A 15,216-nucleotide genomic window follows, 5' to 3' on the forward strand; every position below is an offset into this window, starting at 1 on the left:
GTGGTGGAGGAAACTCGCGGATCTGGACGGGACGAGGGCGTGCGGGGCCCGGCCACCGTCGCTCGGGTGGCCTGGACACTGCGCGGATCGGGTGCGGTTGCCGGTGGTGCGGGTACGGGTCAGGTGGTGGTGAGCCGGTTACGGCCGAGGAACTGGGTGAGGCTGCGGAACTGGACCTGCTGGACCAGGACGGCCGCGACGATGATGCCGCCCTTGACCATGTTCTGGGCCTCGGTGGAGAGACCGTTGATGGCGAAGAGGTTGGTGATGGTGGCGAAGATGACCACCCCGAGCAGGGAACCGATGATGGTGCCCCGCCCGCCGCTGAGCAGCGTGCCGCCGATGATCGCGGCGGCGATCGCGTCCAGCTCGTAGAGGTTCGCCATCGCCGCCTGGGCCGAGTTGGCCTGGGCGGTGAGCATGATGGCGGCGATGCCGCAGCAGAGGCCGGAGAGCGCGTAGAGCAGCAGGGTGTGCCGCTTGACGTTGATGCCGGCGAGCCGGGCCGCCTCCGGGTTGCCGCCGACGGCGACCGTACGCCGGCCGAAGGTGGTGCGGTTGAGCAGCACCCAGCCGGCGGCCACCACGGCGGCGAGGATGTAGACCAGCAGCGGGATGCCGAGCAGGTCGTTGCTGGCGAGGCCGTTGATGAAACCGTTGTCCGAGACCTGGGTCTGCTTGTCGGAGATCTCGGCGGCCAGGCCCCGGGCGGCCACCAGCATGGCCAGGGTCGCGATGAACGGCACCAGCCGGCCGTACGAGATGAGCAGCCCGTTGACGAGGCCGACCGCCATCCCGACGGTGAGCGCGCTGAAGATCATGCCGCCGGCCCCGTAGCTCTGGGTCGCCACGGTCGTGCACCAGACCCCGGCCAGCGCGACGATCGCGCCGACGGAGAGGTCGATGCCGCCGCCGATGATCACGAAGGTCATCCCGACGGTGACCACGCCGACCACGGCGGCCAGCTTGAGGATGCTGAGGATGTTGTCCCACACCCAGTCCGGATTCGAGTACAGGTCGGATCGGGTGAGGGCGCCGATGACGACGAGCACCGCCAGCACGCCGAGCAGGGCGAGGTTGCGCCGGGCGCCCTCGCCGCCGTCGCCCCGCCACCAGGAGAGGCGCCCGGCGGTGGAGACCTTGTCGACGGTCGCCGGGGCCACCGGCGGGGACTGCGCCGGCAACTGCGCCGCCCGCTCCGGCGCTTCGGTGGAAGTAGGACCATCGGTCATGCCGGTGCGCCTTCCATCAGGGACCCCGCCATGACGAGGTCGAGCACGGTGTTCTCGTCGAGTTCGCCGGCCGGGGCCTCGCGGACGACCCGCCCCTCCCGCATCACCAGCACCCGGTCGGCCAGGCCGAGCACCTCGGGGACCTCGCTGGAGACCAGCAGCACCCCGACGCCGCGGGCGGCCAGCCCCCGGACGACCTGGTATAGCTCGGCCCGGGCGCCGACGTCGACGCCCCGGGTGGGCTCGTCGAGCAGCAGCAGCCGGGTGTCGCCGAGCAGCCAGCGCCCGACCACCACCTTCTGCTGGTTGCCGCCGGAGAGGGTGCGCACCGGCCGGCGTACGTCGCGGGGGCGCAACTCCAGGCTCTCGGCGATCCGGTTCGCCTCGGCCCGCTCCCGCCCGGCGTCGGTGAAGCCGGCGCGGGCGTAGCGGGCGAAGGTGGCCAGGGTGACGTTGCGGTAGACGGGCTCGCCCAGCAGCAGCGCCTGGCTCTTGCGCTCCTCGGGGGCCATCCCCATGCCGGCCCGCACCGCCGCGCCGACGCTGCCCGGGCGCAGCGGCCGGCCGGCCATCCGCACCGTGCCGGCGTCGGGACGGCGCGCGCCGTAGATCGTCTCCAGCAGTTCCGACCGGCCGGAGCCGACCAGCCCGGCGATGCCGACGATCTCGCCGGCCCGGACGCCGAGCGAGACGTCGGCGAACTCGCCGGCCCGGGTCAGCCCCTCGACCGTGAGCAGGTCCGCCCCGCCGGCCGGGTCCGCCGGGCGGTCCGGGAAGACGTACTCGATGGTGCGGCCGGTCATCCGGCTGACCAGGTCGCGGGTCGGGGTGCCGCGGGCCGGCAGGTTCGCCGCGGTGGTCCGGCCGTCCTTGAGTACGGTCACCCGGTCGCCGATCTCGCGGATCTCCTCGAGGCGGTGCGAGATGTAGATGACGGCGATGCCCTGCGCGGTCAGCTCCCGGATGATCCGGAACAGGTTGCCCACCTCGTCGTGGGCCAGCACGGCGCTCGGCTCGTCCATGATGATCAGCCGGGCCTCGTGGGAGAGCGCGCGGGCCATGCTGACCACCTGCTTGCCGGCGGCGGGCAGCGCGCGGACCATCCGTCCGGGCGGGATCTCGGCGTGCCCCAGCCGCCCGAGGATCTGCCGCGTACGCCGGGCCATGTGTCCCCGGCGGACGAAGCCGAACCGGCGCGGCTCGTGGCCGAGGAACGCGTTCTCCGCGACCGAGAGGTCCTCGACCAGGTCGAGTTCCTGGTAGATCGTGGCGATGCCGGCGCGCATGGCGGCCTGCGGGTTGGCGAAGCCGACCGGCTGGCCGCGCCACTCGACCTGCCCCGAGTCGGGGCGGTGCACCCCGGCCAGCACCTTGATCAGGGTGGACTTGCCGGCGCCGTTCTGCCCGAGCAGGCAGTGCACCTCGCCGGCGCGCACCTCCAACTGCACCCCGTCCAGCGCGCGTACGCCCGGGAAGGTCTTGACCACGTCGGTGAGGCGCAGGACCACCTCGCCCGCGACGGCGTCGGCGGGCGCCTCGACCAGCGGAGCGTCGGCGGGGACGACATCCGCCGGCGCGGCGGAGGCGGTCCTCTCGGGCTGGGCCACGTTCTCCTCCTCGCGCTCGTTCACGACGCCTCCGCGAAGGCCACGTCGCTGGCCAGGACGGCGGCGCCGGCCACGCCGGCGCGGGGCCCCAGCTCGGACAGGACGACCGGGAGATTGCCGGTGGCCAGGGGCAGCGACCGGCGGTAGACCACGCTGCGGATCTCGGCCAGCAGGATGTGCCCGAGCTGGGCGAGCCCGCCGCCGATCACGATCATCGACGGGTTGGTGAAGCTGACCAGCCCGGCCAGGACCCCACCGACCCGCCGACCCCCGTCGCGGATGAGCTGGATGCAGGTGACGTCGCCCTCGCCGGCGCCCTCCGCGACGTCCCGGGCCGTCACCGCGCCCCGCGCGGCGAGCCGCTCGGCCAGCGCGGGCGAGGCGCCGGCGCGCGCCGCAGCGGTCGCGTCCTTGGCCAGCGCGGCGCCGCTGAACAGGGCCTCCAGGCAGCCGAGGTTGCCGCAGGAGCACATCGGGCCGTGCGAGTCGACCTGGATGTGGCCGATGTCGCCGGCGCAGCCGTCGGTGCCCCGGTAGACCTCGCCGCTGAGGTAGATGCCGCACCCGATTCCGGTGCCGATCTTCACGAAGAGGAAGTCGTCCACGGAGTGGGCGACCCCGCCGTGCCGCTCCCCGATCGCCATGATGTTGACGTCGTTGTCGACCACCGCCGGGCAGCCGTGCTCGCGGGTGAGCAGCTCCCGGACCGGGAACCGGTCCCAGCCCGGCATGATCGGCGGGGAGACCGGCACGCCGTCGCGGAAGCTGACCGGGCCGGGCACGCCGATGCCGACGGCGTCGAGCCGCTCGTAGGCGCCGTCCACCCGGGCCTTGTGCAGCAGCTCGTTGACGCGCTGGAGGGTCACCTTCGGACCGTTGCGGATGTCGGCCGGCTCGGCGTACGCGGCGACCGGCTCCAGCCGGCCGTTCACCACCTCGACGTCGATCGAGCTGGCACCCAGGTCGACGGCGGCGAACCGCAGGTGGGGGCTCAGCTCGACGAGGGTGGAGCGCCGGCCGCCCCGGGAGGCCGCGAGCCCCGCCTCGGCGACGTAGCCGAGCCCGACGAGCCGTTCCAGCTCGGCCAGCAGCCGGGGGCGGGGCATCTGCAACCGGTCGCCCAGCTCGGCCCGGGACACCGCCCCCTCGTCGCGGAGCAACCGCAGCAGCCGGACGTGCAGGGGGTCGACCGTCCGCACCGGACTCACCTCTTCCCGCGCCTCGTTCACATCGACGTGCCACCGATGTGTTGTGTCCGACACAGTAGGAGCCTTCTGCGCTGACTGTCCATACCTTCAGCACATCCAACGCCAACTTTTGTCAGATCGAGCAAAAGTCCCCCGCGACTCCGCACGCCCCGCACCCGCCCGCACACCCTCGGCGATCTGGCAGTTCGCGCCCGGCGAAATGCGACGCACCGGGGCGAGATCCGGGTCGAAAGTGCAAGATCGCGGGGTGTGCGGGCGCGGGGGTGCCGGTGGGGGCAGAGGGGCGCCCCGCCGCCCGGGGTGGGCGGCGGGGCGTGGTGGGGCTGGGGATGGGGGTCGGGTCAGCGGCGGTTGGCGGCGTTCCGCTTCTTCCTGAGCTTGCGGTCGTCGCGCAGCTCGACGTAGGGCTCCTCGTCGGGCGAGTGGCCCGCCTCGATGGCGCGGCTACGCTCCAGCTCGGCGTCGAACTCCGCGCCGAGGAGGATCGCGATGTTGCTCAGCCACAGCCAGACCAGGAAGATGATCACACCCGCGAGCGCCCCGTACGTCTTGTTGTACGAGCCGAAGTTGCTGACGTAGAGGGCGAACAGCCCGGAGATCACCAGCCAGATCACCACAGCCAGCACGCCGCCCGGGCTCACCCAGCGGAACCCGCCGTGCCTCGCGTTCGGGGAGGCCCAGTAGAGGATCGCGAACATCAGGCTGACCAGGAGCAGCAGCACGGGCCACTTCACGATGTTCCACACGGTCACCGCGGTGGAGCCCAGCCCGATCGCCTCGCCGACCTGCGCGGCGAGGCCGCCCGTGAAGACCACGATCACCGCGCTGACCAGCAGCATCACGCCGATCACCGCGGTCACCCCGATCCGGATCGGCAGCGTCTTCCAGATCGGCCGTCCCTCCGGAACGTCGTAGATCGTGTTGGAGGCGCGCATGAAGGCGGCGATGTAGCCGGATGCCGACCAGAAGGCGGCCAGCAGACCGAGGACCGCGGCGAGCCCGGCGAAGCCCCCGCTCTGCTGCGCCTGGTTGATCGCCCCCTCGACGATCTGCCGGATGTTCTCCTGCGGAACGGCCTGGTTGACGGTGTCCTTGACGCCCTGCGTCGCGCGCGGGCCGAGCAGACCCAGGATCGAGACCAGCACCAGCAGGCCGGGGAAGATCGAGAGCACCCCGTAGTAGGTCAGGGCCGCCGCCCAGTCGGTGAGGCTGTCGTCCTGGAACTCCCGCAGCGTGCGCCGCAGCGCCGCCTTCCACCCGGTGCCCGGCAGCGCCGTCGGGCTTTCGGGGCCCTCGTCGGGCCCGACCGGGCCGCGCCCGGGGCGGTGCCGCCGCGCCGGATCCGGGCTGCGGTCGGCGCGGCCCGTCCGGCGGTCACCGCCCGCCCCGCCGGCGGCCACGGCGCCGGAATCGTCGCGGTCGCGCCCGCCGCGGGCGGAAGACTCGTCGGAGGCCATCGCCCCTCCCTCTGCTCGGCTCATGTCCCCCCGACATGCCCCGGCAGCGGCGACGACTAACCACCTACCGGTAGAGCAACCTGCCCATCCGGCGCGAAGCGACCAGCAGGCCGACAACCAGCACCGCGAGCAGGTAGAGCACGTCGAGCACCCACGCCCAGCCGGCCGTGCCCACGGTGACGCCGCGGATCAGGTGCACCGCGCGGTAGAGCGGGGTCACCTCGACCACCCAGCGCAGCAGGGACGGGTACGCCTCGGCGGGGACGAACGTGCCGGAGAAGAGGAAGAGGGTGAACTGGGCCGAGCCCATCAGGTCGAAGTCCTGCCAACTGCGCATGAAGGTGGAGATCGTCATGCCGAGGGCGCCGAAGGCGAAGCCGACCAGCACCGCCGCCGGGAAGGCGACCAGGGCCCGGGCCACGGTGGTCAGGTCCATCCCCACCATCACCACGAGAAACGCGGCCGAGTAGGACCCGCCCCGCAGCATCGCCCAGCCCAACTCTCCGAGGGCGATCTCGAACGGCTGCACCGGGGTGGCGATCACCCCGTCGTACAGCTTCATGTACTTCATCTTGCCGAAGAAGTTGAACGTCGTCTCCGACAGCGCCCCGGTCATCGCCGACGAGGCGAGCATGGCCGGCGCGACGAACGCCGCGTACGTGACGACCTGGCCGCCGGGCAGCGTGAGGTCGCCGACCAGCGCGCCCACCCCGACGCCGATGGAGAGCAGGTAGAGCAGCGGCTCCACGAAGCCGGAGACGAGCAGCAGCCAGTAGACGGACTTCAGGGCCGCGACGTTGCGCTCGGCCACCGACGTCGACCGGCGGGTCGCGGCGGCGACGTCGACCAGCCGGGGCAGGACGAGACTGAGCACAACCCCTCCTAGACGACGAGCCGGCGACGGAAGGCGCGGCGGGCCAGCAACCAGCCGCCGACCGCCCAGGCCGCGAGGTAGAGCAGGTGGCCGGCGACCGACCACTGCGGAGCGACGCCGAGCGTCGCCGCCCGGCACAGGTCGACGCCGTGCCACAGCGGCGTCGCGTACGCCAGCCAGCGCAGCGCCGTGGGCAGCGACTCGACGGGGAAGAACACCCCGGCGAACAGCGTCATCGGGATCACCGCGAAGCGGAGCAGCATCGCCAGCCAACTGTCGGTGGACACCACCGACGCGTACGCGAAGGTCGGCGCGGCGACGGCGAGGCCGAGCAGCGCCACCACCGGCAGCGTGGCCACCGCCCACGGCGAGCGCAGCGCCCCGAACAGCGTCGTCACCAGCAGGAACGCCGCGATGGTGGTGACCACCCGGAACAGCACGAACGCCAGGTGCCCGCTGAGGATGTCGCCCACCCGCAGCGGCGCGGCGCTCTGCGCGAAGTAGGTCTTGATCCACTGGAAGTTGCTGAACACCGGCCACGTCGACTCGCCGATCGCCGTCTGGAGGGCGGTCGACGCGATCAGGCCGGGCACGATCCACTCGAGGTAACGCACCCCGCCGACGCCCTGGTCGATGTAGGCCCCGACGCCGACCCCGAACCCCAGCACGGTCAGCACCGGCAGCAGGAACGACGAGAAGACGCCGGCCCGCCAGGTGCGCCGGTAGCCGACCAGGTAGTGCGCCAGCACCGCCAGCGCCGGCACGCGTGGCAGCGACGGCCGCGCCCGCTCCCGCGCCTGTTGCGCCACGCTCACGCGACCACCCCCGTCCACCACGGCCTTCCTACCCCCGGGGTACGACAGGCCGCAGCCACCCTACGACCGGCGCACTCACCTGTCGTGGCAGTTTCCGCCCCGAGCGGGGTCCTTCCATTCCCTGGACGGGCTTAATCTACATAGGTAGCCTTGGCCTCGTGGAGCCACTCGGACGCATCGGCGCGGCGACGGTCGACGTCCTGCGGGTGCTGGTCGACAGCGACCGGCCACGCTGGGGGCTGGAGATCATCAAGGTCACCGGGCGCCCGTCCGGCAGCGTCTACCCGCTGTTGGAACGGTTGGAGCGCAACGGCTGGGTGACCTCGCACTGGGAGGACGAGACCGACCGCCGCGGCCCACGGCGGCGGATGTACCAGCTCACCGCCGACGGAGCGGTGGCCGCCCGGCGGGTCTGCGCCCGGGCCGACACCCGGGCGACTCACCACCGCCCGGCCCGGCTGCGGGAGGCGCGATGACGCCCGTCCGGGCCGCGCTCCTCCTCGTGCGCTGCGCCGCGGCGCTGCTCCCCGGCCCCTCCCGCGCCCGTCATCTCGAACAGTGGCAGGCCGACGTGCACGGCGCCGCCGAACTCGGCATGTCACCCCTCCGGCTCGCCGCGGGCACCCTCGGCGCCGCCGTCCGGATCGCCGCCACCAGCCCGAAAGGACCTCACGCCATGCAACCTGTCGGCCCGCTCGCCCTCGCCCTGAAGCTGATCGGCGGCACGCACGCCCGCCGTCGCGCCGCCACCCTCGCCGCCGTGTTCACCGCGACCCTGCTGGCCGGCGTCGGGCTGCTCATCGCCGGCTGACCGGCGGCGCTCCGCCGCGGAACGCCCGGACCAGCGCCCGCAGTACGGGGTAAGCGCGGCGACGTGCGGGAACACGTCGTCCAGGCTGGCGGCGCGGGGACCGACAGGTGGCCGTGGTGGGCGAGCTACCGCCGGGCGACGCCTGAGACGAACGCCCGCCAGGCGGCTGGGTCGAAGGCCAACACCGGACCGGCCGGGTCCTTGGAATCGCGTACGGCAACCACGCCGGGCAGGTTGTCGGCCACCTCCACGCAGTTGCCGCCATCGGGGCCGCTACGGGTGGTCTTGCGCCACCGGGCGCCGGTCAAATCCATGTCTCCGCCACTTCCGCCATCAGATCGAGGGACTGCTGCTGCGATAGTGCCTCACCACGGATCGACTCCCACACCTCGACCACCTGCCGCACGTACTCGGCGCGGTCGATCACCTGCCCGTGGCGCTGTCCGGCGAGGTAGACAAGATCCTCCCCCTGCGGCGAGGTAGCAATCACGAAGGGACCGCCGAGCCCAGCGTAGGCACCGGCGGAGAGCGGCACGACCTGTATCCGGACCCGGGGAAACGCCGAGCCGAGCTTCACCAGGTGCTCCAGTTGCTCGCGCATCACTCCCGGCCCGCCGACGCGCCGGCGCAGCACGTACTCGTCGATGACGGCAGTGAGCAGCGGAGGGCGGTCGCGGGTGAGCAGCGCTTGGCGGTCGAGCCGAGTCGTCACCTGCTGCTCGATCTCGTCCGGCGCGAACAGCCCGCCGCCGGCCAGCAGCCCCCGGGCGTAGCCCTCAGTCTGCAACAGGCCGGGCACGCACAACGGCTCGAACGTGCGCAGTGCCGTGGCCTCCTGCTCGATGCCGGCCCAGTCGCGGAACCACGGCACCACGGTCTCCCGGCTGATCCGCCGTTGGATGCGCTCGAAGCGCCCGTCCGCACCGAACACGGTGTCGCAGCGGCGGGCGAAGTCGAGGCTCGGCCGGCGCTCGCACGTCTCCACCTTGGCGACCAGGGCACCCGAATAGCTCAGCGCCTCGGCCAGCGTGGTCTGGGACATGCCACTGGTGGCCCGTGCGAGCCGCAACTCCTCCGCGAAGTGGTCCAGCATGGACGAGCGTTCCACGGACAGCCTCCGTACATCCTCGTACCGCCAGGGAACGGCCGCCGTACGCCCTGGTCGTCGGCGCGTGGGACCTCCCACCGTAGTCGACTCCTCACCAGACTGTCACGCAGCGGAACCGCTCACGGGATCGGACGGCGGGCGGAACCAGGCCGGGGGCGCCCGGAGACAACGAGGTCCAGGGCGCCCCCTCCCACCTCGACGGAGGCTCACCGCATGCGACTCAGGTTCTGGCGTTGCCGGCGCTCGACGCCACCCGCCACGCTCCCCCGGCGTACGCCCAACGACCGACCGGCGTGGGCGACCGCGCCGACGGGGGTCTTCCCGACCGATGGCCCGGGACGCCCGGGGCGGCTGACCCGGGCGCAGGAATGGCGGGCGAACGGCGGCCACTGGCTACCGTCGCCGCGCCGGGCCGAGGAGGGCCCGCGCTGATGCCGCGCTACCGCCCGCACGTCGCGGCGCGCCCGTCCTGGCGCTGCCGCGTGTGCGGCGCCGCGTGGCCCTGCTCCCCGGCCCGGCTGGCGCTGCTCGGCGAGTACCGCGAGAACCGGACGGGCCTGCTGATCTACCTCGGCACGCTGATGTACGAGGCGACGGGCGACCTGGCCGACCTGAACGGGCAGGTCGTGCCGGACGGGCTGGCCGACCGCTTCCTGAGCTGGGCGAGGGCGCGATGACCAGCACGACCGACCGGCTCGGCTCTGGTGGCACCGCAAGGCCGGGCGCGGGCCGGTCAGCCGCGGACCGCCCGCAGCAGCGACAGCACCGCGGAGCCGAGCAGCAGCAGCCCGGCGCCGGTGCCGACGACCAGGCCCGCCGACACCCCCGAGGTGAGCGCGGTGACCAGCCCGGCCAGCGCGACGGCGCACATGGCGACGCCGAGGGGCCGCAGCAGCGGGTCGCGCAGCACCGGCACGAGGGGGAAGAAGTGCAGCCCCACCACGGCGCAGACCAGCACCGGGATGTACTCCGACCAGCCGGCGAGACCGAGCACGGCGGCACCCAGCCCGGCGGCGGCGAACTCGGCGACGACGATCAGCAGGTAACGGCGTTCGGCGGCGCGGTCCCGACCGACGGCGGCGACCCGCCGGCTCCGGGCCACCACGACCGCTCCGGCCACCGCGGTGAGCAGCGCCGCGCCGCTGGCGACGACGAGCAGGGCCCGCAACGGCTGGTCGGCGGCCGGCACGCTGAACCAGATGGTGGCGAAGACCCCCAGGTAGAGCGCGCCCAGCCCGGCCTGGTGGCGGGACTGGAACTTTAACCTCGACATGAGACCCCCGTGCTCGTCGCCCGGCCGGCGACGTGCCGCCGGCCCGCCGATGCTACGGAACGAGTCGCAGGAGGCTGATGCCCCCCGCGCCGCCGGTGGACGTGTGCGACTCAGTCGACCAGGGTGCGGCCGGTGAGGTGGAGGAAGACGTCCTCCAGACTGCTGCGCCGGACCAGCACGTTGGCGGGGTGCAGGCCCAGCGCGCCGACCTCGGCCACGGCCGCGTCGCCGTCGGGGACGTAGAGCAGGATCCGGTCGGGCAGCACCTCGACCCGCTCCCCCAGGCCGTCGAGCTTGCCGGCGAACGCCTCCTGCGACTCGGCGGCGAACCGCAGCTCCACCACCTCCCGGGTGGAGTGCCGCTCGATCAGCGCGCGGGGCGAGCCCTCGGCGACGATCCGGCCGCCGTCCATCACGACCAGGCGGTCGCAGAGTTGCTCCGCCTCGTCCATGTAGTGCGTGGTGAGCACCAGCGTGACGCCCTGCTGCTTGAGCCGGAACAGCCGCTCCCCACACCAGGTGCCGGGCCTGCGGGTCGAGGCCGGTCGTCGGCTCGTCCAGCAGCACGATCTCGGGCTCGTTGACCAACGCGCGGGCGATGGTCAACCGCCGCTTCATGCCCCCGGAGAGCGGCTCGACCTTGCTGTCGGCCCGCTCGGTGAGCTGGACGAAGTCGAGCAGCTCGGCGGAACGGGCCCGGGCCACCCGGCGGGGGATGCCGAAGTAGCGCGCGTAGGTCGTGAGATTTTCCCGGACGGTCAGCTCCGGGTCGAGGTTGTCGAGCTGGGGGCAGACGCCGAGCCGAGCCCGGATGGCCGGCCCGTCGCGGACGGGATCCATGTCGAGGATGCGCAGCTCGCCGCCGCTGGGCGGGGAGATGCACCCGATCATCCGCATGGTGGAGGACTTGCCGGCGCCGTTGGGCCCGAGGAAGCCGAACGCCTCACCGGCGCGCACCTCGACGTCGATGCCGTTGACGGCGGTGAAGTCGCCGAACCGCTTCACCAGCCCCCGCGCCCGGATGAGTGGCTGAGGCGTGGTCACCGCCCGACCCTAACCGCCCGGTCCGACACGTCCCACCGGTTTGTCGGGCGGAACGCCCGACCCCGCCACCGGGACGCGCCGCGGGCCGACCGGGCCGGGTCCCGCCGCCCCTCGGACCGACAGGGGGCGGCGGCCCGACAGGGGCGGTGGCCAGGTAGGGGACCCCTCGGCCGCCGGATCGGCCGAGCGGGCGCACGGAGAGCGACGACACTACTCTCCGTCGCGGCACCGCCGGGGCGGGCGTGCCCGCGTCGCCCGGTGGGCAGGGCGGAAGATCCGGAGGGCGTTGTCGGGACCATAGTGGACAAGACGGATTCAATCGCCGCCGGACATTCCGTATTGTCGCCAGTTCCGGGTTACATTCCGATCAAAAGGCGACCACAACCGCAGTATCTCTGCGTAATTGTCCACCCGTCACCATTACCGGCTGCAATCATGGCCGGCAATATTCCCTAAGGTATGCAATTCGCGTATCGTGCCCCCTCGTGTCACCAGTACGTTCTTCCGGCGACCCCGCCCCACAGCCACCTTCCGTGGGCCCGGGATCCACCGTGGACGAAGACCCGATGCCGCTGCCGCCGGAACCGCCCGACAAGACGGATTCCGCCGGCACCGATCCGCGCGACCTCGCCGCCCAGTTCGAGGACGAGAAGCCGGGACGGGTCCTCTCCGGGCCGGTCGGCGTCCTGATCACCGGCACCACGCTCGCGATCGCGCTGCTCGCCCTCTGGCAGGTGTTCAGCCCGCTGTCGCAGGGCAGCAAGTTCTACCTCGTCATCTTCCTGGCCGGCGTCCTGCCGGTCGTCTTCCTGGCGTACCCGGCGGACCTGCGGCTGCCCGAGCGGCTGCGGCGCGGGGCCCGGCGAGCGGACGGGGAGAGCCGGCCCGACACCGGCGACCGCGACGAGGGCGGGGGCCCGACCGTGGTCGACTGGGTGCTGGCCGCCGCGGCGCTGGTGAGCTGCCTCTACCCGGTGCTGCCGGTCCCCCTCGGCGACGGCGGCGGCGGGTACGACGCCTTCCTCGACCGGCAGGGCCTGCTGGTCGGGGTCGACGTGGCCATGGGCACCGTGTTGCTGCTCCTGCTGCTGGAGGCGTGCCGGCGCACCACCGGGTGGATCCTGCCGGCCGTCTGCCTGGTCTTCCTCGGCTACGGCTACTACGGCGGGCTGCTGCCCCAGTCCTGGCCGGTGGCCCACGCCGGCCTCGACTTCGGGCAGCTCGTCGACGCCTTCTACAACTCCGACAGCGGCTTCTACGGCACCCCGCTCGACGTCGCGGCGACGTACATCGTGCTGTTCACCATCTACGGCGCGGTGCTGGACCTTTCCGGAGCCGGGCGGTTCTTCGTGGAGCTCTCCGCCGCCGCCTTCCGGCGCTCCCGGACGGCGGCCGGCCGCACAGCCGTCGCCTCGGGCTTCCTGCTCGGCACCGTCTCCGGCTCGGGCGCGGCGACGACGGTCAGCATCGGCGCGGTCACCTGGCCCGTCCTGCGCCGGGCCGGCTACCCGCCGGAGCGCGCGGGCGGCATGCTCGCCGCGGCCGGCGTCGGGGCGATCCTGTCCCCGCCCACCCTCGGCGCGGCGGCCTTCATCATCGCCGAGTACCTGGGCGTGTCGTACCTCCAGGTGCTCGGCTGGGCCACCGTCCCGACGGTGCTGTACTACCTCGGCATCCTGCTCGCGGTCGAGATCGACGCCCGGCGCTCGGGGGTGCGCCCGGTGGTGCTCGACACCGCCTCCCCGTGGCGGCTGCTGGGCCGGTTCGGCTACCACTTCCTGTCGCTGCTCGCGATCGTCGTGCTGCTGGCCGTGGGCTTCTCCGCGACCCGGGCCGTCGTGGTGGCCACCGTCCTGGCCGCGGTGCTGTCCTTCCTGGACCGGCGGCACCGGCTCACCCCGGCCCGGCTGCTGGCCGCGCTGAGCGCCGGCGTACGCGGGGTGCTCGCGGTGAGCGCGGTCTGCGCCGCGGCGGGCATCATCACCGCCACCACCACCAAGACCGGCCTCGGTCCGCAGGCCGCGGCGCTGCTGGTCAGCGGGGCCAAGGCCGTCAGCTCGGATCCGGCCGTGGTGCTGGCGCTCACCGCGCTGCTCGCCGCCGTCGCCCTCACCCTGCTCGGGCTGGCCGTGCCGGTCACCGCGTCCTTCGTGATCGGCTGGGTGATCATCGGTCCGGCCCTGCTGGACCTGGGCGTCACCGCGCCGGCCGCGGCGATGTTCGTCTTCTACTTCGCGGTCCTCTCCGAGGCCTCCCCGCCGACCGCGCTCGCCGCCGTGGCCGCCGCCGCCGTGACCGGCGGCCGGCTGGTGCCGACCATGTGGCAGACCCTGCGGTACGCCCTGCCGGCCTACCTCATCCCGCTCGCCTTCGTGGTCACGCCGACGGGCCTCGGGCTGCTCGGTATCGGGGGCGCGCAGCGGATCGCCGTGGCGGGGGTGGTGGCCGCCCTCAGCGTCGCCGTGCTGGCGGTGGCGGCGGGCGGCTGGCTGCCCGGCGTCGGCCCGGCCGGCACGCCGGAGCGGATCCTCGGCGCGCTCGCCGGGCTGACGCTGCTCTGGCTCGAACCCGTACCCGTCGCCGTCGGCGCCGCCCTGGCTGCCGTCATGGTGGCGGGTGTGCTCGTCAGACGCGGCACCGCCGGCCCGACCGGCGTGCCGTCAGCAGGTGCAACGGTCATCCATGGGGAGGAGAAACAGTGAGACGGATCAACGTGCGGATCGCCGCGGGGGTGGGCACGCTGGCGCTCGTCGCGGCGGGCGCCGCCGGTTGCGGGGGGCGTCAGGACGGCGCCACCAAGGACGACGCCGCCAGCGAGATCACCTGCAAGGTCACCGAGAGCACCCGCGTCGGCATCGCCACCGGCAACGCCACCGGCGTCTACTACGTGGTCGGCAACGCCCTCGCCGGCCAGCTCTCCGGGGCGACCGACGGCAAGCTGAGCGGCACCGCCGCCGAGACCGGCGCGTCGGTGCAGAACATCGAGCAGCTCGTCGGCGGCCAGTACGACGTCGCCTTCTCGCTGTTCGACACGGCGGTCAACGCGGTGCAGGGCAAGGGCAGCTTCACCGCCCCGCAGCCGGTCGAGGCGCTCGCCCGCATCTACGACAACTACACGCAGGTCGTCGTCCGGGCCGACGCGGGGATCAACTCGGTCGCCGACATGAAGGGCAAGAAGATCTCGACGGGCTCCCCCAAGTCCGGCACCGAGGTCATCGCCAACCGCCTGCTGGAGGCCGCCGGCCTCGACCCGGCCAAGGACATCCAGGCGCAGCGGCTCGACCTGACCAAGACCGTCGAGGGCGTCAAGGACGGCAGCATCGACGGCTTCTTCTGGTCGGGCGGGGTGCCCACGGGCGGCGTGACCGACCTGTTCACCACGGCCGGCGACAAGGTGAAGTTCCTCGACATCACCCCGCTGCTGCCCAAGATGGCCGAGCTCAACCCGGCGTACCAGGCGGGGACCATCAAGGCGGACGTGTACAAGACGTCGGCGGACACCCCGACCATCGTGGTGCCGAACGTGCTGCTGGTCCGCAAGGACCTCAACGCGAACGTGGCCTGCGCGATCGCCCGGACGGTGTTCGACAGGAAGGACGCGCTGGCCCAGGCCAACCCGGCGGCCAAGGGCATCAGCCTCGACACCGCCCGCAAGACCGACCCCGTGCCGCTGCACCGCGGCGCGGCCAAGGCGTTGCAGGACCTCGGCGCGAGCTGACCCGTCGGTGCCGGGTCCGGGGCGTACCGCCCGGGGCCCGGCACCCTCCCGACCCACCCCGGAGAGCCC

14 protein-coding genes and 1 pseudogene are annotated in these 15,216 nt (G+C 73.0%); 5 read left to right on the plus strand and 10 right to left on the minus strand.

The window, feature by feature from the left end; all coding sequences use genetic code 11:
• Nucleotides 1-119: 119 nt before the first annotated feature.
• From ABT006_RS32220 to ABT006_RS32245, 6 genes are all read right to left on the minus strand, one after another.
• Nucleotides 120-1,232: an ABC transporter permease gene (locus ABT006_RS32220; protein WP_350712254.1), complete on the minus strand. Its 1,113-nt coding sequence runs from the start codon at nucleotides 1,230-1,232 to the stop codon at nucleotides 120-122.
• Entirely contained in the window at nucleotides 1,229-2,740 is a 1,512-nt protein-coding gene (locus tag ABT006_RS32225) for a sugar ABC transporter ATP-binding protein (protein ID WP_350712276.1), read from the minus strand. The genes ABT006_RS32220 and ABT006_RS32225 overlap by 4 nt, the downstream gene beginning before the upstream one ends.
• A gap of 119 nt (nucleotides 2,741-2,859) precedes the next feature.
• Nucleotides 2,860-4,038, minus strand: coding sequence for an ROK family protein (locus ABT006_RS32230; protein ID WP_350712255.1), 1,179 nt, complete (start codon nucleotides 4,036-4,038; stop codon nucleotides 2,860-2,862).
• A gap of 350 nt (nucleotides 4,039-4,388) precedes the next feature.
• On the minus strand, nucleotides 4,389-5,504 hold the full coding sequence (locus ABT006_RS32235) for a YihY/virulence factor BrkB family protein (RefSeq protein ID WP_350712256.1): 1,116 nt from the start codon (nucleotides 5,502-5,504) through the stop codon (nucleotides 4,389-4,391).
• A gap of 64 nt (nucleotides 5,505-5,568) precedes the next feature.
• Nucleotides 5,569-6,378 (minus strand): ABC transporter permease, encoded by an 810-nt coding sequence (locus ABT006_RS32240; protein ID WP_350712257.1) that lies wholly within the window; start codon nucleotides 6,376-6,378, stop codon nucleotides 5,569-5,571.
• 8 nt (nucleotides 6,379-6,386) lie between these two features.
• Nucleotides 6,387-7,187 carry an ABC transporter permease gene (locus tag ABT006_RS32245; protein WP_350712277.1) on the minus strand — a complete coding sequence of 267 codons (801 nt, stop codon included), beginning with the start codon at nucleotides 7,185-7,187 and terminating at the stop codon, nucleotides 6,387-6,389.
• Nucleotides 7,188-7,351: 164 nt separating this feature from the next.
• Here ABT006_RS32245 and ABT006_RS32250 point away from each other — a divergent pair, with 164 nt between their 5' ends.
• Both ABT006_RS32250 and ABT006_RS32255 read left to right on the plus strand, forming a co-directional pair.
• Entirely contained in the window at nucleotides 7,352-7,669 is a 318-nt protein-coding gene (locus tag ABT006_RS32250; RefSeq protein WP_350712258.1) for a PadR family transcriptional regulator, read from the plus strand.
• A complete protein-coding gene (locus tag ABT006_RS32255) occupies nucleotides 7,666-8,004 on the plus strand; it encodes a hypothetical protein (RefSeq protein WP_350712259.1) in 339 nt (112 codons plus the stop codon). The genes ABT006_RS32250 and ABT006_RS32255 overlap by 4 nt, the downstream gene beginning before the upstream one ends.
• A 125-nt stretch (nucleotides 8,005-8,129) precedes the next feature.
• On the opposite strand, the gene ABT006_RS32260 is transcribed toward ABT006_RS32255, so the two are convergent.
• Entirely contained in the window at nucleotides 8,130-8,318 is a 189-nt protein-coding gene (locus tag ABT006_RS32260; RefSeq protein ID WP_350712260.1) for a DUF397 domain-containing protein, read from the minus strand.
• Nucleotides 8,309-9,112, minus strand: a complete 804-nt coding sequence (locus ABT006_RS32265) for a helix-turn-helix domain-containing protein (protein WP_350712261.1) — start codon at nucleotides 9,110-9,112, stop codon at nucleotides 8,309-8,311. The genes ABT006_RS32260 and ABT006_RS32265 overlap by 10 nt, the downstream gene beginning before the upstream one ends.
• 431 nt (nucleotides 9,113-9,543) lie before the next feature.
• On the opposite strand from ABT006_RS32265, the gene ABT006_RS32270 reads away from it, so the two are divergent.
• Nucleotides 9,544-9,789 (plus strand): flavin reductase, encoded by a 246-nt coding sequence (locus tag ABT006_RS32270; protein WP_350712262.1) that lies wholly within the window; start codon nucleotides 9,544-9,546, stop codon nucleotides 9,787-9,789.
• Between the two features lie 56 nt (nucleotides 9,790-9,845).
• Here the strand turns inward: ABT006_RS32270 and ABT006_RS32275 are convergent, their stop codons facing one another.
• Together ABT006_RS32275 and ABT006_RS32280 are read right to left on the minus strand one after the other, a co-directional pair.
• Nucleotides 9,846-10,385, minus strand: a complete 540-nt coding sequence (locus ABT006_RS32275; protein WP_350712263.1) for a hypothetical protein — start codon at nucleotides 10,383-10,385, stop codon at nucleotides 9,846-9,848.
• A 110-nt stretch (nucleotides 10,386-10,495) separates the two neighbouring features.
• Nucleotides 10,496-11,429, minus strand: a pseudogene (locus ABT006_RS32280) (ABC transporter ATP-binding protein).
• Nucleotides 11,430-11,995: 566 nt separating this feature from the next.
• Here ABT006_RS32280 and ABT006_RS32285 point away from each other — a divergent pair.
• Nucleotides 11,996-14,131 (plus strand): TRAP transporter permease, encoded by a 2,136-nt coding sequence (locus ABT006_RS32285; protein ID WP_350712278.1) that lies wholly within the window; start codon nucleotides 11,996-11,998, stop codon nucleotides 14,129-14,131.
• Entirely contained in the window at nucleotides 14,128-15,147 is a 1,020-nt protein-coding gene (locus ABT006_RS32290) for a TAXI family TRAP transporter solute-binding subunit (RefSeq protein WP_350712264.1), read from the plus strand. Before ABT006_RS32285 ends, ABT006_RS32290 begins: the two co-directional genes overlap by 4 nt.
• Nucleotides 15,148-15,216 lie beyond the last annotated feature (69 nt).

It is taken from the genome of Micromonospora sp. NPDC002717, assembly GCF_040295705.1.
In the GTDB taxonomy this organism is placed as follows: Bacteria; Actinomycetota; Actinomycetes; order Mycobacteriales; family Micromonosporaceae; genus Micromonospora.